This is a genomic window from Streptomyces sp. NPDC046866 (assembly GCF_040704625.1).
In the GTDB taxonomy this organism is placed as follows: Bacteria; Actinomycetota; Actinomycetes; order Streptomycetales; family Streptomycetaceae; genus Streptomyces.
The window spans coordinates 151,758-176,879 of sequence record NZ_JBEYXN010000017.1 but is presented as its reverse complement, the minus strand read 5'-3'; the positions used below and the strand labels follow the sequence as shown (position 1 = coordinate 176,879).

Below are 25,122 nucleotides of genomic sequence, written 5' to 3'. Positions count from 1 at the left end.
TTGATCACCGCCGGAGCAATGAACAACACCGCAAGCGCCACCGGCACATTGATGAAGAACGCCCACCGCCACGACAGCAGATCCGTCAGAACACCACCCAGGATCGCGCCCGTGGTGAACCCCGCCGACATCAGCGCACCGTTGAGCCCCAGCGCCTTCTGCCGCAGCGGCCCCTCCGGGAACGACGTCGTCAACAGCGACAGACCCGCCGGCGTCACCGCCGCCGTCGCCAGCCCCTGGAACACACGCGCCACGATCAGCATCTCAGGACTGCCCGCCAGACCACCCGCCAACGACGACAGACCCAGCACCGCCAGACCCACCAGGAACAACCGCCGCCGACCGAACAGATCCGCAACCCGCCCGAACAACAACGTGAACCCCGCCGCACACAAAGCGAACGCCGTCGCGATCCACTGCAGGTTCGACAACGAGAACCCCAGCCCGTCACCGATCACCGGCAACGCCACGTTCAGGATCGAGAAGTCCACCGCCAGCATGAACTGCGCCACCAGCAGCACCACCAGCACCAACTTCAAACGCCCGTCCAAACGAACCGGGCCCTCCCCCACACCCTCCGCAACCCGAGCACCCTCGACAACCGACATCGCCAGACTTCCTTTCACACACACTTGAACGGAGGCCTTCCGCAGGGAAGGCCGGTACTTGGGGGTGGAGGCGCGCTCAGGCGCGGGCCTCCTCCGAGGCGCGGCGGACCAGTTCCTCGGACAGTTCCTGCCAGTCGCGGGCGCACTGGGCGGCCGCGGCGGCCGCGGTCTCGGCCCGGTACGGGGGGACCGAGGCGACGATCCGCTCCCAGTGGCGGAGCCCGCTCACGTGGAGGTCGAGCATCCGCAGCAGGAGCCGGCCCGCTTCGCTCAGCCTGAGCAGGGGGTCCTTGCACAGGCCGGCGACCAGGGAGGGCAGCTGCCTCCCGGGTCCCGGGGCCGGGCCCCTGCTCGGGGCCCGGCCCGGTCCCGGGGTCGCGGGCCCGACGGGGGGCGGGCCCGCGGTGGTCCCGGGACGGCGCTGGGCGGCGGGCACGGGGTCCGCCCCTTCGCCGATGCGGCGTCGGACGTCCCGTACGGTCGACGGCGCTATGCCCGCCTCCCGGGCGATCTCCCGCAGCGAGGCGGTGGGTCGCCCCGCCAGCAGCCGGGCGGCGGCCTCCCGGCCGCGCGCCGGATCCGAGGGCCGGATCCGGCCGTCCTGGCCGACGCGTCCCGGCGGCTCGGCCTCCGGTGCCTCGCGGCGGCGCAGGGCCGCGACGGTCTTGGCCGCAAGACCGGCCCGGCGCGCGATGCCGCGGTCGGACCAGTCGGGATGGGAGCGCAGGATCCGTAACGCCGCGGAGGTCCGCTCGGCATGGGTGAGCGGCAGCCCGTGGCTGATGTTGGCCTCCACCGAGAGGACGAACGCGTCTTCGGCGCTGCCGTCGAAGTACGTCACGTCCACCGTGGGCTGCCCGCGCAGTACGGCGGCCCGCAGCCGGTGCGTTCCGTCGATGACCCGCATGGACGGACGGTGCACGAGCAGGGGGGGCAGGGCCCGGCCGGACTGGGCGAGGGCCTGGGCGTGGCTCTCGTCCACCTGGACGGTGCGCGGGGAGTCGGCGCAGTGCAGTGCGCCGACGGGGACTTCGGTCACGGAGGCCGGGGCGGCCGCCGTGGACACCGCGTGGACCGTGTGGGGTGCGGTCCGCTTGCTGGGGCGGTGTGTGGGGTGCATGGGGATTCACCTCCTTCCGTGCGTCGGTGGCCGGGGCGTCGCGGCGTTCGGTCGACGGCTCCGGGGAAGAAATTACGTAACTACTGTTCGGTAACTCGTGCTGGCGGTGAAGGCCGGCGCTATTTCGGCAACTCGCCCGAGTGGCCGGGGCCGGGGTGGGCGACCGGGGAAGTTCGGCGGTCGCCCACCGCACGGCGGCTCAGACCCCTACGAGCTGCTGCGTTCCCACGAACTCCCGGAGCCAGGAGAGGAATTCGGGCCCCAGGTCGTCGCGCTCGCAGGCGAGCCGGACCGTCGCGCGCAGGTACTCGGCCCGGTCCCCGGTGTCGTAGCGGCGGCCGTCGAAGACGACGCCGTGCACGGGCCGGCCCGCCTCGACGAGCGCGCGCAGCGCATCCGTCAGCTGGATCTCGCCACCGCGCCCGGGCGCGGTGGCCCGCAGGACGTCGAAGATCTCCGGGTCGAGGAGGTAGCGGCCGATGATGGCGAGGCTGCTCGGCGCGGTGCCGGGCGCCGGCTTCTCGACCAGGTCGGTGATGCGCAGGCCGGCTCCGGAGCCGGCCGACGAGCGGTCCACCGCAGCGCACCCGTACTGGTGGATCACCGCCGGCTCGACCTCCATGAGGGCGACGACGCTGCCCCCGTGCCGCGCCCGGACCTCGGCCATGCGGGACAGCAGCGGGTCGCGGGGGTCGATCAGGTCGTCGGCCAGGAGCACGGCGAACGGCTCCTGCCCGACGTGCGGCGCGGCGCACAGGACGGCGTGGCCGAGCCCCTTGGGGTCGCGCTGGCGCACGTAGTGGATGTCGGCGAGCTCGGTGGAGGCGCAGACACTCTCCAGCTTGTCCTGGTCGCCGCGGCGCTGGAGGGCCTCCTCCAGCTCGTAGTTGCGGTCGAAGTGGTCCTCCAGGGCCCGCTTGTTGCGGCCGGTGACCATGAGGATGTCGGACAGGCCGGCCGCGACCGCCTCCTCCACCACGTACTGGATGGCCGGCTTGTCGACGACCGGGAGCATTTCCTTCGGGGTCGCTTTGGTCAGCGGGAGGAATCGCGTGCCGAGGCCCGCGGCGGGGACGACTGCCTTGGTTATCCGGCGAGATGAGGAATTCATGCCCCGAGGCTAGGCGCGGCGTTCCGCCGTCGGCCCCCATTCGGCTCAGCCCGGATCTACTTGGGCATTTTCATTTTCGGCCGCGGTATCCCCGTACGGGGCGCAGCCCGCCGTCGGAGCCGCAATGCCGCGGCAGATCACCCGCCATAATTCGCGCAGTTCGCCCACGGCCGCACCGGGCCGGCGGATCCGGCCGTGGCGCACGCGCACGACGGTGCCGCCGACCAGGTGCGACAGCAGCAGCACGGCCGGGCGCGGGTCGGCGCCGGACCGCAGCCGGCCCTCGCTCCCGGCCTGGTCCAGCAGGGCCCCGGCCTCCGGCAGCCAGCTGCCGTACCACTCGGGGCCGGCCCCGGCGCCGGCCCGCTCCTGGGTCAGCCGCGCCGTGGCCCGTACGACCGGGTCCGTCTCGATGAGGGAGCCGAGGGCCACGACGAGCGCGGCGAGGGTCTCCAGCGGCGGGCCGCCGCGCGCCATGACGCGCTCGACCACTGCACGCGTGGCGGACCGGCCCGACTCCTCGACGACGAGGGCGAGTTCCGCCTTGGACGAGAAATGAAAGGTGAGTGCACCCACCGATACCCCGGCAGAGCGGCTCAGCCGCGTGAACGACGTTCCTTCGTATCCATGGCGATCGAATTCGAGGCCCGCCACCGCGATCAGGTGTTTACGGGTGAGCAATCCGCGCTCTTGCTTTACCAATGCACTCTCACTGACGTCCAGGTCGTTCCCGACTCGCCGGGCAATGGGGGCCCGCGAGGCGGCCCCAGCCTTTCCCGGGCGCCGCCGGCGCACAACGCGGACTTGGCGAAGAAGCGGCCCCCGCCCGTGCGACGCCCGGGGCGCCGGCAGCCCCGGCTACCAACGTGCCCAAGTCGCGGGGCGGGCGCCAGCCCTGCGCTAGAAAAAAAACGAACGTTCTGTATTCTGGCTGGAGTTCGCCGCCTCAGGCCGGCGCCCGCAGCGAAGGGGGAGAGATGACGGCAGACACCCGGCCCAGAGCCCTGGTCTCCATGGACACCGCGCTGGACGGCTATACGGAACGCCTCTTCGGCCACTTACCGCGCGCCGACCAGCGGCGGTGGGCGCAGGTCTACCTCCAAGGGCTGCTGACCACGCCGGGCAAGAAGTCCGTGCGCCGGCTCGCCGCCTCCGTCACCGCCTCGCCCACGGCCTCGCAGTCCCTGCAGCAGTTCATCAACGCCAGCCCCTGGGACTGGGAACCGGCCCGCCGGGCCCTGCTGCACTGGGTCGAGGAACGCCACCCGGTCCACGCCTGGACCATCGGCCAGGCGGTCCTGCCGAAGCGCGGTGAGCACTCGGTCGGCGTGCACCGCCGCTTCGACCCCGCCGCCGGACGCACCGTCAACGGCCAGTTCGGACTCGGCCTGTTCCTGTCCCTGGGCGGGGCGAGCGTTCCCGTCGACTGGCGGCTCATGCTCCCCGAGGCCTGGACGGACGACCCCGACCAGCGCCGCCGGGCACGGATCACGCCCGGGACCGCACACCGGGCGCCGGAGGCCCTCGTCCTCGAACTCGTCGACGCGGTCGCCGCGCACACCTCGGCGGCGCGCACGCCCGTGGTCGCCGACCTGAGCCGGCTGGCCGGCGCCGCCGAGCTGCTGGGCGCGCTCGGCCGGCGCGGCCACGACTTCCTGGTCTCCGTCCCGCACACCCTGCCCGTCAGGGCGGCGGGGCTCGCCCCCGGGCGCGCCGACGCGGCCCGGGCGGCAGGGTGCGAGACCACCGCGGGCGACCTCGCCCGCCTGGGCAACACCCGCCACCCGTACGCGGCGGTCCTCACCGGCCCCGCCTCACGGGCGCAGCCGATGCGGATCCACTCGGGCCTGGTCCGGGTACCGGGCGCCGAGACGGGCACCCCGGCAACGGGGCGCGTGACGTACCGCCTCTTCGGCGAGCGCCGCCCGGGGCCCGGCCGGCGGGGCGGCCCGATCTGGATCACCAACATGGTGGAGCACCGGATGGACGACCTGCTGTACCTGGCCCGGCAGTCCGCCGAGGCCGGGCGGGCGCTGGGGACCCTGGCGGAGGACTTCGGCCTCCTCGACTTCGAGGGCCGCTCCTTCCCCGGCTGGCACCACCACATGACCCTGATGTCCGCCGCGTACGCCTACAAGAGCCTCCCCGCCCTGCGGGACCGCCAGAGCCGTCCGGGCGTGCCGGCCTACCCGACGGCGCTCGGATCCCGCCGGTCCGCCTGAGAACCGCCGCCCCGCTGCCCGCTGCCCGCTGCCCGCTGCCCGCTGCCCGAGGGTGCTCGGCTCGACGCCCTTCCGGGCCGGGCCGGGCCGGGCCGCGGCCCCGCCGCGGCCCGGGCGGGGTCAGGCGCGGAGGAGGGAGAGGACCTCGTCGCGGACCCGGGCCAGCACCGCTCCGTCGCGGGCCTCCACGTTCAGGCGCAGCAGCGGCTCGGTGTTCGAGGCGCGGACGTTGAACCACCAGTCCTTGCCGGTCGCGGTCAGGCCGTCCAGCTCGTCCAGGGTGACGTCCTCGCGGGCCGCGAACGCCTCCTTCACCGCCGCCAGACGGGCCTTCTGGTCGGCCACCGTCGAGTTGATCTCGCCGGAGCCCGCGTAGCGGTCGTACGAGGCGACCAGGGCGGACAGCGGGCCGTCCTGGCCGCCGAGGGCCGCGAGGACGTGGAGGGCGGCGAGCATGCCGGTGTCCGCGTTCCAGAAGTCCTTGAAGTAGTAGTGCGCCGAGTGCTCGCCGCCGAAGATCGCACCCGTCCTCGCCATCTCCTCCTTGATGAAGGAGTGGCCCACGCGGGTGCGGACCGGGGTGCCGCCGTTCTCCCGGACGACCTCCGGCACCGACCACGAGGTGATCAGGTTGTGGATCACCGTTCCCGACCCGCCGTTGCGGGCCAGCTCGCGGGCCGCGACCAGCGCCGTGACCGCCGACGGCGGGACGCCCTCGCCGCGCTCGTCCACGACGAAGCAGCGGTCCGCGTCGCCGTCGAACGCGATCCCCAGGTCCGCGCCCTCCGCCCGCACCCGTTCCTGCAGGTCCACGATGTTCTTCGGGTCCAGCGGGTTCGCCTCGTGGTGGGGGAACGTGCCGTCCAGCTCGAAGTACAGGGGCACCAGGTCCAGCGGCAGGCCCTCGAAGACCGTGGGCACGGTGTGGCCGCCCATGCCGTTGCCCGCGTCAACGACCACCTTCAGCGGGCGGATCGGCGCCAGGTCCACCAGGCCCCGCAGGTGGGCCGCGTAGCCGGCCAGCGTGTCCCGCTCCGAGACCGTCCCCGCCGCCGTGCCCGCAGGAGCCGCCGGGGCGCCCTCGTCCAGCCACCTCTCCACCAGCCGGCGGATCTGCGCCAGGCCCGTGTCCTGGCCCACCGGGGCCGCACCCGCCCGGCACAGCTTGATCCCGTTGTACCGGGCGGGGTTGTGCGACGCCGTGAACATCGCCCCCGGCAGGTCCAGGGAGCCGGAGGCGTAGTACAGCTGGTCCGTCGAGCACAGCCCGATCAGCGTCACGTCGGCACCGCGGGCCGCCGCGCCCCGCGCGAAGGCCGCCGACAGGCCCGGCGACGACGGCCGCATGTCGTGGCCCACGACGATCGCCGGGCCGCCCACGACCTCGACGAAGGCCGCACCGAACAGCTCGGCCAGGGACTCGTCCCATGCGTCCGGCACGACACCGCGTATGTCGTACGCCTTGACGATGTGCGAAAGGTCGGGCATTTCAGCTCCTTCAGGGATGACGGGACGGATCGGGACGCTACCCGGCCCGTCTCCCCGCGGGGCCCGCCCGCCGCGATCACGCCGAGGCTTTGGCATTTCGCCGCGGGGGGCCGGCCGGCGCCCCGCCGGCCCGCCCCCCGTCAGCCGGGAGGCTGTGCGCCCCTCCTCCGGTACCACCGTGCGGCCGCGCCGAGCCGGGCCAGCGGCCCGGGCCCCGGGTCGGTGCCGGTGAGCCGCCACACCGCGCCGGCGCCGTACCAGTGGTCCCGGGCCAGCAGGGCGAACTGCCGCTCGCTGACCCAGCCTTCGCGCGCCGCGAGGGCCTCCAGGCACCGCTCCCACGGCCAGTCCTCGGCGGGTCGCGCCGGCAGGACCCGGTGCTCGGCCAGCGCTGCCATCAGCTCCGCGTTGCGCACCGGTACGGGGTGGTGCGCGTGCAGGATGCCCGCCGCTCCGGCCGAGTCTCCCGCACCGAGGGCGCACGCCGTGATGAGCCGGGCCAAGTCGTCCACGTCGACGAAGGAGGCCGTCCCGGCACCGCCGTCCCAGTGCGCCGGTACGCGCCGGAAGGCGTCGGCGAGCGCGGGCACGACCCACCGGTCGCCCGGCCCGAGCACCAGGCCCGCGCGCAGGACCAGCCCGCCCGCGGCGAGTACCGGCTCCTCGCCCGCCAGCCGGCTGCGGCTGGCCGGGGACACCGGCGCGGGGGCCAACTCCCCGACGTCCTCGCCGCGGTGGGGGCCGGTTCCGTAGACCGCGCAGGTGGACAGGTGCACGATCCGCGCCGCTCCCGCCCGCTGCGCCTCGGCCACCACGGCTGCGGTACCGGCGGTGTTGACCGCCGTGCACAGCTCGGGCTCCGGGCCGACGTGGGAGGCCAGGGAGAGCACGACGTCCGCGCCGTCGCACACGCCGCGCAGGGATTCCGGTGCGGTCAGGTCGGCGCCCGCCCAGTGCACGCCGGGCGCGCCGGCTCCAGGGGCCCCGGCGGCCGGCGGAGGCGTACGGGACAGCGCCCGCACCTCGATGTGCGGGCCGGCTGCCGCCAGGCGGCGCACCACGGCCGAGCCCACGAAGCCCGTGGCCCCGCTGACGACGACGCGGAGGACGCTCACGCCGACTTCTCCTGCACGGCGTCCGCGTCGGTCCCTTCGGCCGGCTGCTCCGGGGGCAGGGTCAGGCGGATGGAGCCGCGGACGTCGTCCGTGGCGACGGCGGGCAGCAGGTAGCGCCACAGGGTGGCGATCCGCTGCGGCAGGTCCGCGCGCCCGGTCGACGCCTGGGAGAACAGCTGGGCACCAGTGAAGGAGCTGACCAGCACCCACGCCAGCTCGTGGTCGTCCACGTCCGGCTGGAGCTCCCCCTTGGCGCGGGCGAAGCGCAGCTGCTGGCGGAACTCGAGCAGCCAGGCCTGGTAGGCGACGTCGTCGCGCATCCCGAACTCGCCCTGCTCCACGGCCAGTCGGACGCCCGCCCGCAGGACCGGATTGTGCCGGAGCTGCTCCGCCAGGTAGAGCGTGATGTCCACCAGGTGCTGCAGGCCGTCCTCGCCGGCCGGGAACACCAGCCCCTCGCCCTGGCCGACCATCACGGCGTACGCGAGCTCCTCCTTGGAGCCGAAGTGGAAGTACATGCCGCCCTGGGTGACTTCAGCCCGGTGCATGATCTTGCTGATGCTGGCGCCGCTGAAGCCGAACTCGTCGAACACCTCCGCGGCCGCGCGCAGGATCGCCGCCCTCGTCTGGACCGCCCGCTGCTGAGGTGCGCGTTGCCGCTTGCGCTCTGACACGGTGTCTCAACTCCCTCGACAAAAAAAACGAACATCCTCTATTTTAAGTCCGACGCCACTCAAGCACCAGTTCGCAACGACGTTTCAGGGGGCCTTGACCGTGACCGTGTTAGCCAGACATGGAGCTTCGTCGATCGCCGCGCTCACGAGCGCCTTGCCTCGGGAGTACGTGCACAAGAGCGCGCACTCGGAAGTGCTGCTCACGGGGTGTCGGGCCGCCGGACCCGACGAGTACGTGATCACCGCCCAGTGGCCGCGCACGCACAGCTTCTACACACCGATGGCGGGCCGTCACGACCCGCTGCTCCTGGCCGAGTCCGTGCGCCAGGCGATCCCTCTTTTGAGCCACATCGCTTACGAGGTCCCGTTCGGGCACCGGCAGATTTGGGACACGTTCAGGTACACGGTCGATCCCGAGGCACTGGCGGTGGGGCCGACCCCGGCCGACATCACCCTGCACGTCCGCTGCTCGGGCATCACCCGCCGGGGCAGCAGGCTGGCCGGCCTCAGCATGCACGTGACGGCGATGCGCGACGGCGCGTTCCTGGGCACGGCCGAGGCGGCCTTCACCAACCAGCCCCCCGCCATCTACCAGCGTCTGCGCGGGGGTTACGCGGACCTGGAGCAGGTTGCCGCGCACGTCCTGCCGCTCGCTCCCCCGCTCGCGCCGCGCCGCGTGGGCCGCGACCGCTTCCACGACGTGGTGCTCGCGCCGAGCGGTTCCACCCACCGCATGCTGCTGCGGACCGACTTGAACCACCCGATCCTCTTCGACCACCCCGTGGACCACGCCCCCGGGATGCTCCTGCTGGAGGCCGTCCGCCAGGGCGCGTACGGCTGCGCCTTCCCGCGGCAGGGCGTCCTGACCGACATGGAGATACGTTTCTTCCGCTACGCCGAGCTGAACTCCCCCTGCTGGATCGAGACCAGCCCGGTCACCGAGGAGGCGACGGACCGCCTCCCGGTCCGCGTCGCCGCCCACCAGGACGGCGCGGTCGTCTTCACTGCCACGGCCACCGTCACCACGACGACGGCCCACACCCCGGCCCACACCTGCGCCGCAGCCTGACCACCGGCACCCGGCCGACCCCGGCGGCACGGCGCCGCCGGCCACACGCGGAAACGGGTGTGGCCGGCGGCGCCGGCGGCGTATATGAAACGTAGATGGACGGCTGCGAGTCTCCTCGGCAGAACAGCCCGCAAGCCAGCCAGGCGCCGCGCACGGCACCTGGACCGACAGACAGGATCCACCGTGCCGCACACCCGCACGTCCGTCACGCGCCGTCTGGCCCTCCTCGTCCCCGCCGCGCTCCTCGCGCTGCTCGCCGTCGGCGCCACCGCCGGCGCCCCCCTCCTCACCGCGGACCGCGGCACGAGCGTCTCCGCCGACGACGCCACCCCGCCCCGCCGCCACGACCACAACGAGTTCAACACCCGGGCCTGACCGCCACGCCCGTCTCCAGCAGGGTGCGGGCCTCCTCGGCCTCCGGCAGGCCCGCCCGCTCGAACACCTCCAGCGCCTCGCCCGCGTGGCCGAGCCCCTCCTCGCGCCGCCCCGCCGCCAGGCAGACCCCGGCGTGGATCAGCAGGGCGTAGCCGCGGTCCCGGCCCCGACCCGGCACCGTGTGCAGATGGGCCACGGCCCGGGCGGAGGCCTCCAGCGCCTCCCGGGTCCGGCCGAGGTCGCTCAGCGTCCGGGCGTAGCGGTAGTCGGCCTGCGCGCGCTGGCCCGGGATCCGGACCGCGTCGCACAGGTCGAGGCACTCCTCGTACGCGGCCAGCGCCTCCTGAAGCCGGCCGAGCTCGTGCAGGGCCTGCCCCCGCACGCACAGCGCGTGGGCGACCCCGTGGTGGTCGGCCATCTCCCGCAGCGCCCGCAGGGCCTCCTCGCACGCGGGCAGCGCCTCGGCCGCCCGGCCGCCGCGGACGCGGGCCAGGGCGGCGTTGAGGGTGATCGTCAGGGCGCCCGAGCGGTGGCCCTGCTCCCGCGCCAGGCCGAGCGCCTCGTCGAAGCACTCGGCCGCCTCGCCGAAGCGGTGCTCGAACTGGGCGATCACCCCGAGGTCGTTGTACGCCTGCTGCAGGATCGCCCGGTCGCCCGCCCGGCGGCAGGCCCGCACGGCCAGCTCGGAGGCGGCGCGGGCCCGGCCCAGATCGGTGGCCTGGAGCGCCGCGTTCCCGATGAGGAAGTGGGCGCGCCCGGCCGCCCGGTCGTTGCCGCGCAGCGTCGCGGCCCGGGCCAGTTCGGCGGCGGTCGCGGTGATCCGCGCGTACGGGATGTCCTGCCCGAACGAGCTGAGCGCGACCAGCAGGTCGGCGGCCATCGTCAGCTGCTCGGTGTCCGCGGCGTCGGGCCGCCGCACCACGAGCTGGACGGCGTGCAGCGCGCAGTCGAACTCCGCGACGACCCAGGCGCGGGCCTCGGATAGGTCCGCGAGCCGTCCCTCCCCCGGCTCGGCGGCCGCCGCGACGATCGAGCGGTGCACCGGGTCCCCGGGGATCATCCGCTGGAAGGCCTCGGCCGCCATGCCCAGCAGGTGGTGCAGGAGGCGGTGCTGCACCGGCGGGCCGCACTCACCGGCCGGGGCGGGCAGGTTGAGCGCGAAGTCCCGGCCCAGTTCGTGGTGGCGGTAGCGGCCCGGCTCCGGTGATTCGAGCAGGGCGGCGTCCACCAGGGCTTCGAGCAGCTCCTCGGCCTCCGGCTCGGCCAGGTCCAGGGCGGCGGCCGCCGCGGCGAGCCCGATGCCGGGCCGGGAGACGGGAGCCAGCCGGCGGAACACGCTCGCCTGGGGCCCGGTCAGCTGGCGGTGGCCCAGCTCGAAGACGGCGGCGACGGCCAGGTCGTCGGCCCGCAGCTCGGTCAGCCGGCGCCGCTCGTCGGCGAGGCGGGCCACCAGGTGCGCGACGGTCCATCCGGGCCGGGCGGCCAGGCGGGCGGCGACGATGCGGACGGCCAGCGGCAGCCGGGCACAGGCCGCGACCAGCGCGGCCGCGGCCTCCTCCTCCCGGTCCACCCGGTCGGCGCCGACGATCTGGCGCAGCAGCCCGAGCGCCTCCTGCGGGGTGAACTCCGCGAGCTGGACGTGGCGTCCCGACAGCAGCCCGCCCAGGCGGGCCCGGCCGGTGACGACCACGGCGCAGCCGGCGGCGCCCGGGAGCAGCGGTTTGACCTGGGCGGTGTCCCGGGCGTCGTCGAGCAGCAGGAGCACCCGGCGGCCGTCCAGGACGGTGCGGAAGAGCCGGGCGCGGTCCTCCGTCGAGGGCGGCACCTCGCGGCGGGGCACGCCGAGGGCGCCGAGCAGGCTGGCGAGGACGGTGCCGGGGTCGGCGGGGTCGCTGCCGGTGCCGCGGAGGTCGGCGTAGAGCTGGCCGTCGGGGTAGGCGTCCTTGACGTGGTGCGCGACCCGCAGGGCCAGGGCGCTCTTGCCGATGCCGCCCATCCCGCTCACGGTGGCGACGGCCAGGGCGGTGCGGGCCGGGTCGCTCAGGGCGCCGGTGAGGGCGGCGAGTTCGGCGGCACGGCCGCTGAAGTCGGCTATGTCGGCGGGGAGCTGGGCAGGCCGGAGGTACCCGGCCGCGGCCGCGCCCTGCCCCTGTGCGGGGTCCGGGGCCGGAGCAGCCCCGGCCCGGTCCCCGCCCTGCATCCCGGCACGCCCGGCTGCCGGGGCCCCGGCCACGACACCGCCGGGCCCGCGCCCGTGCGCGGCCGGGACTCCGGCCGCTGCCCCGGCGGCGGAGACCGTCGCCGGACCGGCAACCGCGCCCGGGAACCCCGCGGGTGCCGCGGGGTTCCCGGAGCCCTGCGCGCCGCCCGGGGCGACACGGTGCGGCCCCGCCGCAGCATCCGCCGCCACCCCGGCCGCGCCCGCGGCGTGCCCATCCGCCGTCCCCGCGGCCGCCGCCGGGAACGCCTCGGGTCCCGCTGGCGCGCCGCCGGAAGCCTGTACACCGCCCGGGGCGGCGCCGTGCGCCCCCGCGGGTGCCGTCGGCGCGGCGCCGGGGGGCACGGCCGGGAGCCCTGCGGGCGGCCGGCCCCCCGCAGCGGGGAGGAGGGCCGGGTCGCCCGACAGGATGCGGGCGTGCAGGGAGCGGAGGTCCGGGCCCGGGTCCAGGCCGAGTTCGTCGGCCAGCACCTCGCGGGCCCGGCCGAATACGGCGAGGGCGTCGCCCTGCCGCCCCGCGGCGTACAGCGCGCGCATCAGGAGCCCGTACGGGCGCTCCCGCAGCGGCTCCTCGCGGATGAGGGCGGTGAGCTCGGGGACGGCCCGCTCGTGCCGCCCGAGGAGCAGGTCCGCACCCAGGCGCTCCTCCAGCAGGTGCAGCCGCAGCTCCGCCAGGCGCGAGCGCTGGCTCTCGGCGAACGGCCCCGGCACCCCGGCCAGCGGCTCGCCCCGCCACAGGGACCCGGCCTCGGCCAGGGCTTCGGCGCAGACCTCCAGCTCCCCGGCCGCGTGGGCGCGCGCGGCCTTCGCAGCCAGCTCCTCGGCCCGTACGGCGTCGACCGAGCCCGGCGGCACGGCGAGCCGGTAGCCGTCGTTCGCGGACTCGAGGACCTGGGCCCCGGTCTTCCCGGATGCCCCGCCCTCCAGCAGTTTCCGCAGCCGCCAGACGTAGGTCCGCAGGATCATCACCGCGGAGCCGGGGGCGGAGTCCCCCCAGACCGCGGCGGTCAGTTCGTGCAGCGGCACGACATGGCCCGCGCGGAGCACCAGGACGGCGAGGGTCGCCTGCTGCTGCGGCGGTCCACCGGTCAGCACCGGTCCCCCGTGGGCCACACCCACGGATCCGAGCACGAAGAATTCCACGAGTTTCCCCCTGTGCGCGCGCACAGCTCCCCTCGGCGGTCGGTCCCCAGGTGTCCTGGCCCGCCGATGTACGGAGCGTCATCCTAAGCGGTTCATATGACCATGCGATCGGAATCGCTCCCGGCGGCGCGGCGGCGGCCCGGCCGGGCCCGCGCGGCGGAGGGGAGGGACCGCGTCCGGGTCACACCCATCCGAGGCGGGCCGCGCGCAGCCCGGCCTCGAACCGGCTCCGGGCGCCCAGCCGTTCGATCAGCGAGGCCATGATCCGCCGGGCGGTGCGGGCCGAGATGTGCAGCTGTCCGGCGGCGGATTCGTCGGTGTGGCCCTCGGCCAGCAGGCCCAGCAGGGAACGCTCCTGCTCAGTGGGTACGTACACGGCCTCCGACGGATCCGCGCCCAGCGGCACGGCCGCACCCCACTCCCGCTCGAAGAGCGCGACCAGCGGGGCGATCATGCCGGGCGCGGAGAGGAACAGCGCGCCCTGGCGGCTGTCCGCCGGGTCGATGGGCACGAGGGCGTGGATCCGGTCGACCAGCACCATCCGGGTCGGCAGCGCGGCGACCGTACGGAAGGCCCCGCCGCCCGCGAGCAGCGCCCGGCTGTAACGCAGGGTGCCCGGATCCTCCCGGACGAGGTCCAGCCCGATGGTGCGGATGGCGACGCCGCGGCCGAGCACGAGGGCGTCGTTGCGCTCGGCGGCCTCCAACGCGGCCGCGGACTGTGGACCGCCCGGCATGAAGGTCAGCACCTCGGTCCTGGCCTCCAGCGCCAGGCGCTCCAACCGGCGCTGCACGGCGTCGAGTCCGGCCAGCCGCTCGACGCCCTCGGCCGGGCGGCCGCCGGAGCCGGCGCCCGCGAGGATCCGGACCAGGGCCTGCTGGTGGCCCGCGGCCTGGCGGTGCCGGCGCACCAGCTCCTCGTGCTGCTGGTCCAGGAGCCGCTGCATCCCGAGGACCGGGTCGACGACGGTGAAGTGGCCGGGCGTCTCGAAGGAGGCCTGCACCAGGCGCAGCGCGAACAGCCGGTCGAGGCAGTCGCGGACCCGGTCGGGCTCCACCCCGAGCCGGGCGGCGAGTTCGGCCAGGCCCAGTTCGGGCCGGGCCAGCATCTCCTCGTACACCGTCTGGTCGAGCTCCTCCAGGCCGGGCGTCACGGACATCGGTCCCCCTCTTCCTCTTCGCATGCGGTCGCCCCCGTCGATCTGCGAGCAGCCTGCATGCCGGATATCTACGTGCCATAAACGCGCCCTCTACGCGCGTCAACGCGGCTGCGGCCGGGGGTGCCTGTCACAAAGCGTCCTGGCCGTTTCCGCCACCCCTGAACCCGTTCCCCCAGGTCAAGACCTTGGCCAGGATGAGGACGTGCCGCTCGGCACCCCTTCCCCACTCCCGATGAGGGCACCTCCATGACTTCTCGCGTCCACACCGCCGCCCGTCCGGTCCGCACCGCTGCCGCGGCCGTCGCCGCGGCCGTCGCCTGCGCCGTGCTCGCGCTCACCGTCGGCGGGCCGTCCGCTGCGGACACGGCCGTGGCCGGCACCGTCCGGGCGGCCTCGGCGCCCCTCCCCGCCGCCCCGGGCGCGGTCACGTACGGCCTGATCTGGGACTGACCCGGGCGCGTGGAGCTGACCCTCATCTCCCTCGTCCCGCCCGGGCCCCGCCCCGGTCCCGCGGACGACGGCCTCCTGCTCCGCCTGCTCCGGGCCGCGGCCCGCCCGGGCGAGCGACTGGAGCACATCAGCGTGCGGAGCGGTCCGCACGGTGTGGACCTCGGACTCTTCACCGTGGCCACGCCCGCCGCGACCGCCGCGGAGGCCGCCCTGGCCATCTGCCGCCGTGCACTCGCGCCTCCCTCCCCCTTCCAGGGCTGGCACCTGGTGCTGTGACCGGAAAGGTTCACCGGCTCGCGACGCCCGGCACGGCACCTCGCCGCGTTGTCGGACCTCGCACGTACGTCCGGTACGAGCCGAGGCCCTCCGCCTTGCGATGCACGGCACCGGACGCCGCGACACGGCAAACCTTCCCGGCCGCAGCACTCGCCGCCGGACCCACCAGCCTCGCGCGACCCGGCGCGACACCCACCACCACGACGTGACAGGAGCACCCGTGACCAACCCCTTCGAGGACGACGAAGCCACCTACCTCGTCCTCGTCAACCAGGAGAACCAGCACTCCCTGTGGCCCGCCTCGATCGAGGTGCCCGCCGGCTGGACGGCCGCCCACGGCCCGGCCGGCCGCCAGGACTGCCTGGACCACATCGAGAAGACCTGGACCGATCTGCGTCCGGCCTCTCTGGTCGCCGCGCTCGGGGAGGTCTGAGCCGATGACCGTCCAGCGCACCGCCCGTCCCCGGCACTACCTGATGTGCCGCCCGTCCCACTTCACCGTCGACTACCGCATCAACCCCTGGATGGACCCGGCCAAGCCGACCGACACCGACCTGGCCGTCCTGCAGTGGGAGCGGCTGTACGCCCTCTACCGGGAGCTGGGGCACACGGTCGACCTGATCGACCCGGTTCCGGGGCTGCCCGACATGGTCTACTCGGCCAACGGTGCCACCGTGCTCGGCGACCGCGTTCTGATGGCCCGTTTCCGCCACCCCGAGCGCGCCGCCGAGGCCCCCGCCTACCAGGCCTGGTTCGAGGCCAACGGCTACACCGAGGTGGTCGCGCCGGAGCACGTCAACGAGGGCGAGGGCGACTACCTGGTCGCCGGGTCGCGGATCCTGGCGGGCACCGGCTTCCGCACCGACCCGGCCTCGCACGCCGAGGCCGAACGGGTGCTCGGCGCCCCGGTGGTGGGCCTGACCCTGGTCGACCCGCGCTTCTACCACCTGGACACCGCCCTCGCCGTGCTCGACGACGACGAGATCATGTACTTCCCCGGCGCCTTCTCGGCGGAGTCGCAGGCGGTGCTGCGCGAGCTGTACCCGGACGCGCTGCTGGCCACGGAGGAGGACGCCGAGGTCTTCGGGCTGAACGCGCTCTCCGACGGGCGCAACGTCCTGCTCGCCGAGGCCGCCCGCGGGCTCGCGGACCGGCTGGCCGAACGCGGTTTCACGCCGATCGGCGTCGACCTGTCCGAACTGTTCAAGGGTGGCGGCAGCGTCAAGTGCTGCACCCTGGAGCTCCGTCACGCCGCGCATGCGCCGGCCGCGGGCGGTGCCGCGTGAGCCTGCACCCGACCACCCCCGCAGCGGCCGCCGCCGCCGATTCCGCCGCCACCGAGGCCGTCCCCTTCGCGGGCGTCCTCGACTGGCTCACCGAGCCCGGTGCCCCGGCCACCGTCCGCGCCCCCGAGCTGGCCGACGCGGCCGCCGCGCGGGACTGGCTCGCCGAGCACCGCGCCGAACTGCGCGCCGGGCTCGACCGGTTCGGCGCCGTGTACGTGAGCGGGCTGCCGGTCCGCAGCGTCGACGACTTCGCCGTCGTCCGCGACGAGCTGGTCCGCCGGGCCACCCCGTACCGCGAGAAGGCCACCCCCCGCAGCGACTTCGGCTCCGGCGTCTTCTCCTCCACCGACCTGCCCGCCGCGCAGGCGATCCGCCCGCACAACGAGAACAGCTACACGCTGACCTTCCCCGGCCTGCTGCTCTTCGGCTGCCTGACCGCCCCCGAGGAGGGCGGCGCGACCCCCGTCACCGACTGCCGCGAGGTGCTGCGCACGCTTCCCGCCTCTCTGGTCGAGCGGATGCGCGCCTCCGGCTGGGTCCTGACCCGCACCTACTCGGAGACCCTCTCGGTCGCCTGGCAGTCCGCCTTCGGGGCCACCGGCCGCGAGGAGGTCGAAGCGTACTGCGCCGAGAACGCCATCGCCTGCGCCTGGGACGAGGAGGGCACCCTGCGCACCAGCCAGGTGCGGCCCGGCATCATCCGCCATCCGCAGACGGGCGACGAGGTCTGGTTCAACCACATGGCCTTCTGGAACCGCTTCTCGCTGGACGAGGAGCTGCGCGAGGTCCTGCTGGACGAACTCGGCCCCGACGGGCTGCCCTTCGACACGGGCCTCGGTGACGGCGTCCCGCTCACCGAAGGCGACCTGGCGGCCGTCAACGCCGCCTACGAGCGGGCCACCGTGCGCCGCGCCTGGCAGCCGGGCGACCTGCTGATCGTCGACAACGTCCTGACCGCACACGGCCGCGACCCCTTCCGCGGCGACCGGCGGATCGTCGTCGCCATGGGCGACCCGGTCGCGGTGGCCGACTGCTCCCCGACCGTCGCCCCGCGCGCCGGAACCGTCGCGGCGGTGTCCCGTGGCTGAGCCGACGAACCTGGTGGAGCGGTTCCTCCGGACCGCCCGCACCTTCCCCGGCCGGGCCGCCGTGCACGCCGCGGACGCTTCCCTGACCTTCGAGGAGCTGGCCGGGCGCACGGCCCGGCTGGCGGCGGCGCTGCGCGCGCTCGGCGTCCGCCCGGGCGACCGGGTCGGCGTGAGCCTGCCCCGCGGCACCGGCTGGGCCGTGGCCCCGCTGGCGGTGTGGCGGGCCGGTGCGGCCTACGTCCCCCTGGACCCGGCGTACCCCGGGGAGCGGCTCGCGCACATCGCGGCCGACGCCGGGCTGCGCGCGGTGGTCGCGCGGGCGGGGGCCGCGGCCGAGTGGGCCGCGGGCCTGCCGGTCCTGGACCCGGACACGGCCGCCCCGGACGCCGCGGCGCCTGCCGCGCAGGCCGGCGCGGAGCCGTCGGGCCGCGCCGGGCACCCGGCCACCGCGGCCTACGTCATCCACACCTCGGGCTCCAGCGGCCTGCCCAAGGGCGTGGAGGTCACGCACGGCAGCGTCGCCGCCCTCGTCGCCGGCCTGGAGGAGCGGGGCGTCTACCCCTCCGGCCACGGCGTGGTCGCGTGGAACGCCAGCCTGTCCTTCGACGCGTCCGTGCAGCAGTGGGTCCGCGTGTGCCGCGGCGACACCCTGGTCGTCCTGGACGACGAGGACCGCACGGACCCGGCCCGGCTGGACGCGCTGCTCGACGCACACGCCGTGACCGACCTCGACTGCACCCCCTCGCACTGGCAGCTGACCGGTCCGCGACTGCGGCCCGGGCGTCCGCTGCGGCTGCTGCTGGGCGGCGAGCCGGTGCCGGCGGCGATGTGGCGGGCGCTGGCCGAGGACCCGGCCGTGGAGGCCTGGAACCTGTACGGCCCGACCGAGTGCACCGTCGACGCCACCGCGACCCGGATCACCGGGGCCGCCCCGCGCCTGGGCGAGCCGCTGGCCGGGGTCCGCGCCCTGGTCCTCGACGAGGGGCTGCGGCCGGCCGCCACGGGCGAGCTGTACCTGGCCGGCCCGGGGGTGGCCGTCGGCTACCTCGGCCGGCCCGGGCTGACCGCCTCGCGGTTCGTCGCGGACCCCTTCGCCGCCGACGGCAGCCGGATGTACCGCACGGGCGACCTGGTGCGCTGGCGGGCCGACTCCGGTCTGGAGTTCCTGCGCCGCACCGACCGGCAGCTGAAGATCCGCGGCTTCCGGGTGGAGCCGGGCGAGCTGGAGGACCGGCTGCGCGGCCACCCGGAGGTGGAGGCGGCCGTCGCCGTGGCCCGGACCGGGCCGGACGGCGACACCCTCCTCGCGGCGTACTGCGTCCTGGCCCCCGGGGCCCGGGTGACCGACGCGGAGCTGCGCCGGCACTGCGGGGCCGCACTGCCCGCGTACTTCGTCCCGTCCGTCTTCGTCACGCTCGACGCGCTCCCGCTGACGCCGAACGGCAAGGTGGACACCGAGGCGCTGCCGCCGCTGCCGACGGCCCCCGCCGCCGGGCCGGAGTCCTCCGGACGCGCCCCCGAGGGCCCGCTGGAAGAGCTGATCGCGACCGTGTGGGCCGAGGTCCTCGGCCGGGACGGCGTCGACGCGGAGGCGAACTTCTTCGCGCTCGGCGGGCATTCGCTGCTGGCGCTGCGCGTGGTGTCCCGGCTGAAGAAGAACGCCGGGATCGCGCTGCGGACCAAGGACGTCTACCGCTTCCCCGTCCTCGCGGACCTGGCCCGGCACGCGCAGTCGGTGCACGCCCTGGCCGCCGGGGAGGCCTCGTGAGCCTCCTCGACACCACCGCGGTGCGCCTGAAGGAGACCGCGGACGGCGCACCCACCCTGGTCTGCCTGGGCTTCTGCGGCGGGGGCACCGCCACCTTCCACGACTGGATCCCGGCCCTGCCGGACGGCGCCGGCCTGGTGGCCGTCTGCTATCCGGGGCGCGAGGGGCGGTTCGCCGAGGAGTTCGCCCGGACCTGGGACGAGCTCGCGACGGACGCCGCCGCCGGGGTCGCGGCGGTGGCCGGGCAGGGCCCGTACGTCCTGTTCGGGCACAGCATGGGCGGCTGGATGGCCTTCGACGTCACCGTACGGCTCGCCGCGGCGGGCGCGCCCGCGCCGCGCGCCCTGGTCGTCTCCGCCTGCAACGCCCCGGACCGCGGGGTCACCGACCGGGACCGGTTCCTGGCGCAGGGGCAGCGCGACGAGGAGCTGCTCGGCTGGATGAGCACCCACGGCCTGCTGCCCGAGCACGTCCTCGAGGAGCCCGAGCTGACCGAGATGGCCGTGGAGCTGATGCGGGCCGACCTCGCCGCCCGGGACACCTTCATCCACACCCCCGGTGCCCGGACCGGCGTCCCGCTCCAGGTGTTCTCCGGGGACGCGGACCCGGTCATCGGCGAGGACGTGGGCCCGCGCTGGGCGGCGCTGACCGACGGCCCGTTCCGCCACGACGTCCTGCCCGGCGGCCACTTCTACACCCCTGAGGTGTGGCGGGGCCTGCCCGCCCGGATCACCTCCCTGACGACCGGGGCCGCCGCGGCCCCCGCCCCCGTCCTCTCCGTGTCCGCCGCCCCGCGAGGGACGGCGGCCCCATGACGAACGGCAGCTCCATGACCTTCTCCCCCGCCTTCGGCATCAGCCACGTCGAGTCCTACGTCGCCGACCTCGCGTCGGCGGCGGCCGAGATGACCGGCCGCTTCGGTTTCCGTGCGGTCGCCCGCGCCGAATCCGCCGACGCGGAGTCCCTGCTCCTGCGCCAGGGGCGGATCTCCCTCGTCCTCACCCAGGCCCGCTCGGCGCACCACCCGGGCGCCGCCTACGTCCTCGCCCACGGCGACGGCGTCGCCGACATCGCGCTGAGCGTGCCGGACGTGACGGCCGTCTTCGACGAGGCGGTCTCCCGCGGTGCGGTCCCCCTGTCCGTGCCGCGCCGGCACGCCGACGGCCGCACCCGGGCCGTGGTCGCCGGGTTCGGCGACGTCGTGCACACCCTCGTCGAGCCGGACCCGGCCGGTCTGCCCCCGGGCTTCACCCCGCTGCCGGACGCCGCCGCAGCGGACGCGGACGGCGAACTCCTGGAGGAGCTCGACCACTTCGCGGTCTGCCTGCCCGCCGGGGAACTCGCCCGGACCGTGGAGTTCTACACCCGCGTCCTCGGCTTCCGCATGATCTTCCAGGAGCTCATCCGGGTCGGCGCGCAGGCCATGGACTCCAAGGTGGTGCAGAGCGCCTCCGGCGAGGTCACCCTGACCCTGATCGAGCCCGACACCTCCCGCGAGCCGGGGCAGATCGACCGGTTCCTCGCCGAGCACGGCGGCGCGGGCGTCCAGCACATCGCCTTCGCCTCCCGGGACGTCGTCCGCGCGGTTACGGCGCTGCGCGAGCGCGGCGTGGAGTTCCTGAGCGTCCCCGACGCCTACTACACGATGCTCGCGGACCGGCTCGACCTGGCCCGGCACTCCACGCAGGAGCTCCAGCGCATCAGCGTCCTGGTCGACGAGGACCACGACGGGCAGCTCTTCCAGATCTTCACCCGCTCTACCCACCCCCGCCGCACCCTCTTCCACGAGGTGATCGAGCGGTTCGGCGCCCGCACCTTCGGCAACGGCAACATCAAGGCCCTGTACGAGGCCGTCGAGGCCGAGCGGCTGGGCGCCGGCGAGGTCCTGCGGTGAGCGGGGGCCACGACACGGCGCCGGTCGCGGTCCGGCTGGAGGACTTCGCCGAGCCCGCCCGCCGGGCCCTGCCCCCGGAGGTCTGGGACTTCATCGCGGGCGGCAGCGGCGAGGAGCTGACCCTGGCCGCCAACCGGGCCGCCCTGGACCGGATCCGCCTCGTCCCCCGTGTCCTGTCGGGCCCCGGGTCCTGCGACACCTCGGCCGAACTCCCCGGCGGCCGGGCAGACTTGCCCGTGGCGGTCGCACCGATGGCCTACCAGCGGCTGCTGCACCCCGAGGGCGAGCTGGCCACGGCCCGCGCGGCGGCGGCCGCCGGGGTGCCGTTCACCCTGTCCACGCTGAGCAGCGTGCCGGTGGAGGAGGTCACGGCGCTGGGCGGGGTCACCTGGTTCCAGCTGTACTGCCAGCGGGACCCGGGGCTCACCGCCGAGCTGGTGCGGCGCGCCGAGGACGCGGGCTGCGCCGCGGTGATGGTCACCGTCGACGTCCCCTCGATGGGCCGGCGCCTGCGCGACCTGCGCAACGGCTTCGCCCTGCCGGCGGGCGTGGCGGCCGCGCACCTCGACCCGGCCACGACCCGTCGGGCCGCCGAGCGCCGGCCCGGGACGTGCGCGGTGGCCGAGCACACCGCCGAGTCCTTCGCCCGCGCCCTGGGCTGGGACGACCTGGCCCGGCTGCGCGAGCAGACGGGGCTGCCCCTGATCGTCAAGGGGATCCTCGATCCGGGTGACGCCGCGACCGCGGCCGCGGCCGGTGCGGACGCCGTCGTCGTCTCCAACCACGGCGGCCGCCAGCTCGACGGCGCGGTCGCCAGTGCGGACATGCTGCCCGCGGTCCGGGAGGCGGTCCCGCCGTCCTGCCGGCTGCTGCTGGACAGCGGGATCCGCGGCGGGACCGACGTCCTGAAGGCCCTGGCGCTCGGCGCGGACGGGGTGCTGCTGGGCCGCCCCGTCCTGTGGGGCCTGGCCGCGGACGGCGCGGAGGGCGTGTCCCGGGTGCTGGAGCTGCTGGCGGCCGAACTGCGCTCCGCCCTGGAGCTGTCGGGCTGCGGCACCCCCGCCGGCGCACCCTGGCTGACGACGCTGGGGGCGGGCCGGTGACCCGCACGGCCGTGGCCCTGGACCGGGCCGACCTGCACGCGTCCCTCGCGGACCCCGCGCTGCTGTCCATGACCTTCCTCAACGAGATCGCGGGGCGGTTCCCCGAGGCGGTCTCCTTCGCCCCCGGGCGGCCGACGGAGGACTTCTTCGACCCGGCCGACCTGCACCGCCACCTCGACGCGTACATCCACCACCTCACCGCGGAGAAGGGCTACGACGGGGCCGGCGTGCGCCGGGAGCTGTTCCAGTACGGCCGCACCAAGGGCGTCGTGCACGAGCTGATCGCCCGTCACCTCGAACGGGACGAGGACATCGTCTGCGACCCCGAGGCCGTCCTGGTCACGGTGGGCGCGCAGGAGGCGCTGTGGCTCGTGCTGCGCGCCCTGAAGGCCGGCCCGCGGGACGTGGTGCTGGCCCTGGACCCGACGTACGTCGGGCTGACGGGCGCGGCGCGGCTGCTGGACCTCCCGGTGCGGTCGGTGCCCGAGGGCCCCCGCGGGGTGCGTCCGCAGCAGGTGCGCGAGCGGATCCGCGAGGTCCGCGCGGCCGGCGAGCGGCCCCGGGCGCTGTACCTGGTGCCGGACTTCTCCAACCCGAGCGGCCACTCCCTGGACGTGGAGACGCGCCGGGAGCTGCTGGAGGTCGCGGAGCAGGAGGACGTGCTGCTGCTGGAGGACAACCCGTACGGGTACTTCCGGACGGCGGACGGCTCCCGGCCGCCGACGCTGAAGGCCCTCGACACCGGGCAGCGGGTCGTCTACCTGGGCTCGCTGTCCAAGACCTGCTTCCCCGGCGCCCGCATCGGCTTCGCCGTCGCGGACCAGCGGGTCACGGGGGCGGGCGGTCCGGCGCTGCTGGCCGACGAGCTGGCCCGGGCCAAGAGCATGCTGACCGTCAACACCCCGCCGGTGACGCAGGCGCTGGTGGGCGGGATGCTGCTGGAGCACGGCGGCAGCCTGCTGGAGGCCAACCGCCGCCAGATCGAGGTGTACCGGCGCAACCTGCGCTGCCTGCTCCAGGGGCTGCACCGGCGGTTCGCCCAGGTGCCCGGGGTCCGGTGGACCGCCCCCTCGGGCGGCTTCTTCGTCGTCGTCGACGTGCCGTTCCCCGTGACCGACGCCCTGGTCGAGGAGGCCGCCGTCCGGCACGGGGTCCTCTTCACCCCGATGCGCCACTTCAGCGACCACGAGCGGGCCGGCCGCCAACTGCGGCTGTCGTGCAGCTCCCTGGACCCCGACCGGATCGAGGACGGGCTCGACCGGCTGGCGGCGCTGATCGACGAGCACGGCGCGGCACCGCATGACTGAGCCCGCCGCCCCGCCCGCACCGCTCCCCCCTCTCCCCCCACCCTCCCCAGAAGGGACGTCCATGCACACCGACGACGCGCGCGGACCGCGGCTTTCGCTCGTCCGGCCCCTGATCCGTGCCGTCCGGCGCGACCCCGCGGCGGTGGCCGTCGTCGACGGCGGCGTCGCCCGCACGTACGGCGAACTCGACCGGCTGTCCGCCGAGATCGCCGGCGGGCTCGCCGCCCGCGGCCTGGGACCGGACGACGTGGTCGCCGTCCACGGCGAGCGGTCCTGGGAGCGCTGCGCCGCGGTGCTCGGCGCCTGGCGGGCCGGCCTGGGCGTGGTCTGCACCGACCCGGGCATGCCCGCGCCGCGGGCCGCGCGGATCGCCCGGCTCTGCGCCCTGCTGGTCCGTCCCGACCACACCGCGCCGACCGGTCTCGGCCCCGTTGAGGTCGCCTTCGGCGAGCTGCGCGGCGCCCCGCTGGAGGAGCTGCGCGAGGGGACCGTCGGGTACGTCATCCCCACGTCCGGATCGACCGGTGAGCCCAAGTCGGTGGCCGTTCCCCCGTCGGTGCTGGCCGCGCTCGGCGACTGGCACGTGCGGCACTGGGCCCACAACCGCCCGCCGCACACCCTCCAGGCGGCCTCGATCGGCTTCGACGTGGGCTACGAGGAGATCGTCGCCACCTGGCTGGCCGGGGCCGCGCTGGTCGTCGTCTCCGACGAGGAGCGCCAGGACCCGTTCGCGCTGATGGACCTGATCCGCGAACAGCGCGTCGCCCGGCTGTTCCTGCCGGTGGTGGGGCTGCACGCGCTGGCCACGGCCGCCGTGTTCGAACCGGACGCGATGCCCGACCTGCGGGAGATCGCGGTCGCGGGCGAACGCCTCGTCGTCAACTCCGAGGTGCGGGAGTTCTGCGCGGCCGCCGGGGTCGCCCTGGTCAACGAGTACGGGCCCAGCGAGACCCACGTGGTCACGCAGTACCGGCTGGACCCGGGGGAGGCCGCGTCCTGGCCCGAGCACCCGCCGATCGGCGGCGCCGTCGCCGGGGCGGAACTGCTGCGCGAGGCGGACGGCGTACTGCGGCCGTTCGCGGCCGGCGAGGAGGCGGAGCTGGTCGTCGGCGGGGGCAGTGTCGGCCTCGGCTACCTGGGCGACCCGGAGCTGACCGCGACCCGCTTCCGGACCCTGCCCCACCGCGACGGGACCCCGCGCCGTACGTACGCCACGGGGGACGTCGTCCGGTTCGACGGGTCGGACTTCCACTTCGTGGCCCGGGCCGACGACCAGCTCAAGGTGAGCGGGTACCGGGTCGAGCCCGGCGAGGTCGAGGCGGTCCTGGGCGCGGTCCCGGGGGTCCGCCGGGCCGTGGTGGTGGCGGTGGAGGTCGCGGGCTCGCGCCGGCTCGCAGCCGTGTGGACCCGGACGGGGGCGGACGGCCCCGGGCCCGAGGAGCTGGCCGCGGCGTGCGCGGCGCACCTGCCCGCGTACATGGTGCCCCGGCACTTCCGGCCCCTGGAGGAGCTGCCGGTGACCGCCAACGGAAAGGTCGACCGGGCCGCGCTGCGGGCGCTGTTCGCCCCGGCCGGCGCCGCCGTCTGAACACCGCCGTCCGACCAGCACGCGAAAGGCCCGCGGAGGCCCACGCAGGCCCGCGGAGAA

23 protein-coding genes are annotated in these 25,122 nt (G+C 75.3%); 14 read left to right on the top strand and 9 right to left on the bottom strand.

Going from position 1 to position 25,122, the window contains the following annotated elements; translation table 11 throughout:
• From AB0953_RS23935 to AB0953_RS23920, 4 genes are all read right to left on the bottom strand, one after another.
• The coding region (locus AB0953_RS23935; protein WP_366861580.1) for an MFS transporter at positions 1-608 on the bottom strand (608 nt) is incomplete at its 3' end.
• Between the two features lie 76 nt (positions 609-684).
• Positions 685-1,728 (bottom strand): ParB N-terminal domain-containing protein, encoded by a 1,044-nt coding sequence (locus AB0953_RS23930; RefSeq protein ID WP_366861579.1) that lies wholly within the window; start codon positions 1,726-1,728, stop codon positions 685-687.
• A 199-nt stretch (positions 1,729-1,927) separates the two neighbouring features.
• Positions 1,928-2,839 (bottom strand): UTP--glucose-1-phosphate uridylyltransferase GalU, encoded by a 912-nt coding sequence (galU, locus tag AB0953_RS23925; RefSeq protein WP_366861578.1) that lies wholly within the window; start codon positions 2,837-2,839, stop codon positions 1,928-1,930.
• A gap of 45 nt (positions 2,840-2,884) precedes the next feature.
• Positions 2,885-3,493 carry a TetR/AcrR family transcriptional regulator gene (locus AB0953_RS23920; RefSeq protein ID WP_366861591.1) on the bottom strand — a complete coding sequence of 203 codons (609 nt, stop codon included), beginning with the start codon at positions 3,491-3,493 and terminating at the stop codon, positions 2,885-2,887.
• Between the two features lie 323 nt (positions 3,494-3,816).
• Between AB0953_RS23920 and AB0953_RS23915 the strand changes: the two genes are divergently transcribed.
• Positions 3,817-5,061 carry a transposase gene (locus AB0953_RS23915; protein WP_366861577.1) on the top strand — a complete coding sequence of 415 codons (1,245 nt, stop codon included), beginning with the start codon at positions 3,817-3,819 and terminating at the stop codon, positions 5,059-5,061.
• 120 nt (positions 5,062-5,181) lie between these two features.
• Here the strand turns inward: AB0953_RS23915 and AB0953_RS23910 are convergent, their stop codons facing one another.
• The 3 genes from AB0953_RS23910 to AB0953_RS23900 all read right to left on the bottom strand — a co-directional run bounded on the left by AB0953_RS23910 (position 5,182) and on the right by AB0953_RS23900 (position 8,338).
• Positions 5,182-6,549: a phosphomannomutase/phosphoglucomutase gene (locus tag AB0953_RS23910; protein WP_366861576.1), complete on the bottom strand. Its 1,368-nt coding sequence runs from the start codon at positions 6,547-6,549 to the stop codon at positions 5,182-5,184.
• A gap of 140 nt (positions 6,550-6,689) precedes the next feature.
• Positions 6,690-7,664 (bottom strand): NAD(P)-dependent oxidoreductase, encoded by a 975-nt coding sequence (locus AB0953_RS23905; protein ID WP_366861575.1) that lies wholly within the window; start codon positions 7,662-7,664, stop codon positions 6,690-6,692.
• Positions 7,661-8,338: a ScbR family autoregulator-binding transcription factor gene (locus AB0953_RS23900; protein ID WP_366861574.1), complete on the bottom strand. Its 678-nt coding sequence runs from the start codon at positions 8,336-8,338 to the stop codon at positions 7,661-7,663. The genes AB0953_RS23905 and AB0953_RS23900 overlap by 4 nt, the downstream gene beginning before the upstream one ends.
• Before the next feature lie 100 nt (positions 8,339-8,438).
• On the opposite strand from AB0953_RS23900, the gene AB0953_RS23895 reads away from it, so the two are divergent.
• Positions 8,439-9,407 carry a ScbA/BarX family gamma-butyrolactone biosynthesis protein gene (locus AB0953_RS23895; RefSeq protein WP_366861573.1) on the top strand — a complete coding sequence of 323 codons (969 nt, stop codon included), beginning with the start codon at positions 8,439-8,441 and terminating at the stop codon, positions 9,405-9,407.
• A 183-nt stretch (positions 9,408-9,590) separates the two neighbouring features.
• Positions 9,591-9,782 carry a hypothetical protein gene (locus tag AB0953_RS23890; RefSeq protein ID WP_366861572.1) on the top strand — a complete coding sequence of 64 codons (192 nt, stop codon included), beginning with the start codon at positions 9,591-9,593 and terminating at the stop codon, positions 9,780-9,782.
• Here AB0953_RS23890 and AB0953_RS23885 read toward each other — a convergent pair.
• Both AB0953_RS23885 and AB0953_RS23880 read right to left on the bottom strand, forming a co-directional pair.
• Positions 9,766-13,143, bottom strand: coding sequence for a BTAD domain-containing putative transcriptional regulator (locus AB0953_RS23885; RefSeq protein WP_366861571.1), 3,378 nt, complete (start codon positions 13,141-13,143; stop codon positions 9,766-9,768). The two genes, AB0953_RS23890 and AB0953_RS23885, sit on opposite strands and share 17 nt — an antisense overlap.
• Positions 13,144-13,324: 181 nt before the next feature.
• Positions 13,325-14,302, bottom strand: coding sequence for a helix-turn-helix transcriptional regulator (locus tag AB0953_RS23880; protein WP_366861570.1), 978 nt, complete (start codon positions 14,300-14,302; stop codon positions 13,325-13,327).
• Positions 14,303-14,548: 246 nt separating this feature from the next.
• Here AB0953_RS23880 and AB0953_RS23875 point away from each other — a divergent pair, with 246 nt between their 5' ends.
• The 11 genes from AB0953_RS23875 (at position 14,549) to AB0953_RS23825 (ending at position 25,062) form a co-directional block, all read left to right on the top strand.
• The gene (locus AB0953_RS23875) at positions 14,549-14,752 is read left to right on the top strand and encodes a hypothetical protein (RefSeq protein WP_366861569.1); all 204 of its coding nucleotides are present in this window, start codon (positions 14,549-14,551) and stop codon (positions 14,750-14,752) included.
• A gap of 9 nt (positions 14,753-14,761) precedes the next feature.
• Positions 14,762-15,028 (top strand): hypothetical protein, encoded by a 267-nt coding sequence (locus AB0953_RS23870; protein WP_366861568.1) that lies wholly within the window; start codon positions 14,762-14,764, stop codon positions 15,026-15,028.
• Positions 15,029-15,248: 220 nt separating this feature from the next.
• The gene (locus AB0953_RS23865; RefSeq protein WP_361904609.1) at positions 15,249-15,461 is read left to right on the top strand and encodes an MbtH family protein; all 213 of its coding nucleotides are present in this window, start codon (positions 15,249-15,251) and stop codon (positions 15,459-15,461) included.
• A 4-nt stretch (positions 15,462-15,465) separates the two neighbouring features.
• On the top strand, positions 15,466-16,314 hold the full coding sequence (ddaH, locus tag AB0953_RS23860; protein WP_366861567.1) for a dimethylargininase: 849 nt from the start codon (positions 15,466-15,468) through the stop codon (positions 16,312-16,314).
• The gene (locus AB0953_RS23855; protein ID WP_366861566.1) at positions 16,311-17,402 is read left to right on the top strand and encodes a TauD/TfdA family dioxygenase; all 1,092 of its coding nucleotides are present in this window, start codon (positions 16,311-16,313) and stop codon (positions 17,400-17,402) included. The genes ddaH and AB0953_RS23855 overlap by 4 nt, the downstream gene beginning before the upstream one ends.
• Positions 17,395-19,170: a non-ribosomal peptide synthetase gene (locus AB0953_RS23850; protein ID WP_366861565.1), complete on the top strand. Its 1,776-nt coding sequence runs from the start codon at positions 17,395-17,397 to the stop codon at positions 19,168-19,170. Before AB0953_RS23855 ends, AB0953_RS23850 begins: the two co-directional genes overlap by 8 nt.
• Complete coding sequence (locus AB0953_RS23845; protein ID WP_366861564.1) at positions 19,167-19,985, top strand: alpha/beta fold hydrolase; 819 nt, start codon at positions 19,167-19,169, stop codon at positions 19,983-19,985. Before AB0953_RS23850 ends, AB0953_RS23845 begins: the two co-directional genes overlap by 4 nt.
• Positions 19,982-21,064, top strand: a complete 1,083-nt coding sequence (hppD, locus tag AB0953_RS23840) for a 4-hydroxyphenylpyruvate dioxygenase (protein WP_366861563.1) — start codon at positions 19,982-19,984, stop codon at positions 21,062-21,064. Before AB0953_RS23845 ends, hppD begins: the two co-directional genes overlap by 4 nt.
• A gap of 35 nt (positions 21,065-21,099) precedes the next feature.
• Positions 21,100-22,167, top strand: a complete 1,068-nt coding sequence (locus AB0953_RS23835) for an alpha-hydroxy acid oxidase (protein ID WP_366861590.1) — start codon at positions 21,100-21,102, stop codon at positions 22,165-22,167.
• On the top strand, positions 22,164-23,474 hold the full coding sequence (locus AB0953_RS23830; RefSeq protein WP_366861562.1) for a PLP-dependent aminotransferase family protein: 1,311 nt from the start codon (positions 22,164-22,166) through the stop codon (positions 23,472-23,474). The genes AB0953_RS23835 and AB0953_RS23830 overlap by 4 nt, the downstream gene beginning before the upstream one ends.
• A gap of 61 nt (positions 23,475-23,535) precedes the next feature.
• A complete protein-coding gene (locus tag AB0953_RS23825; protein WP_366861561.1) occupies positions 23,536-25,062 on the top strand; it encodes an AMP-binding protein in 1,527 nt (508 codons plus the stop codon).
• The last annotated feature ends 60 nt before the right edge of the window (positions 25,063-25,122 follow it).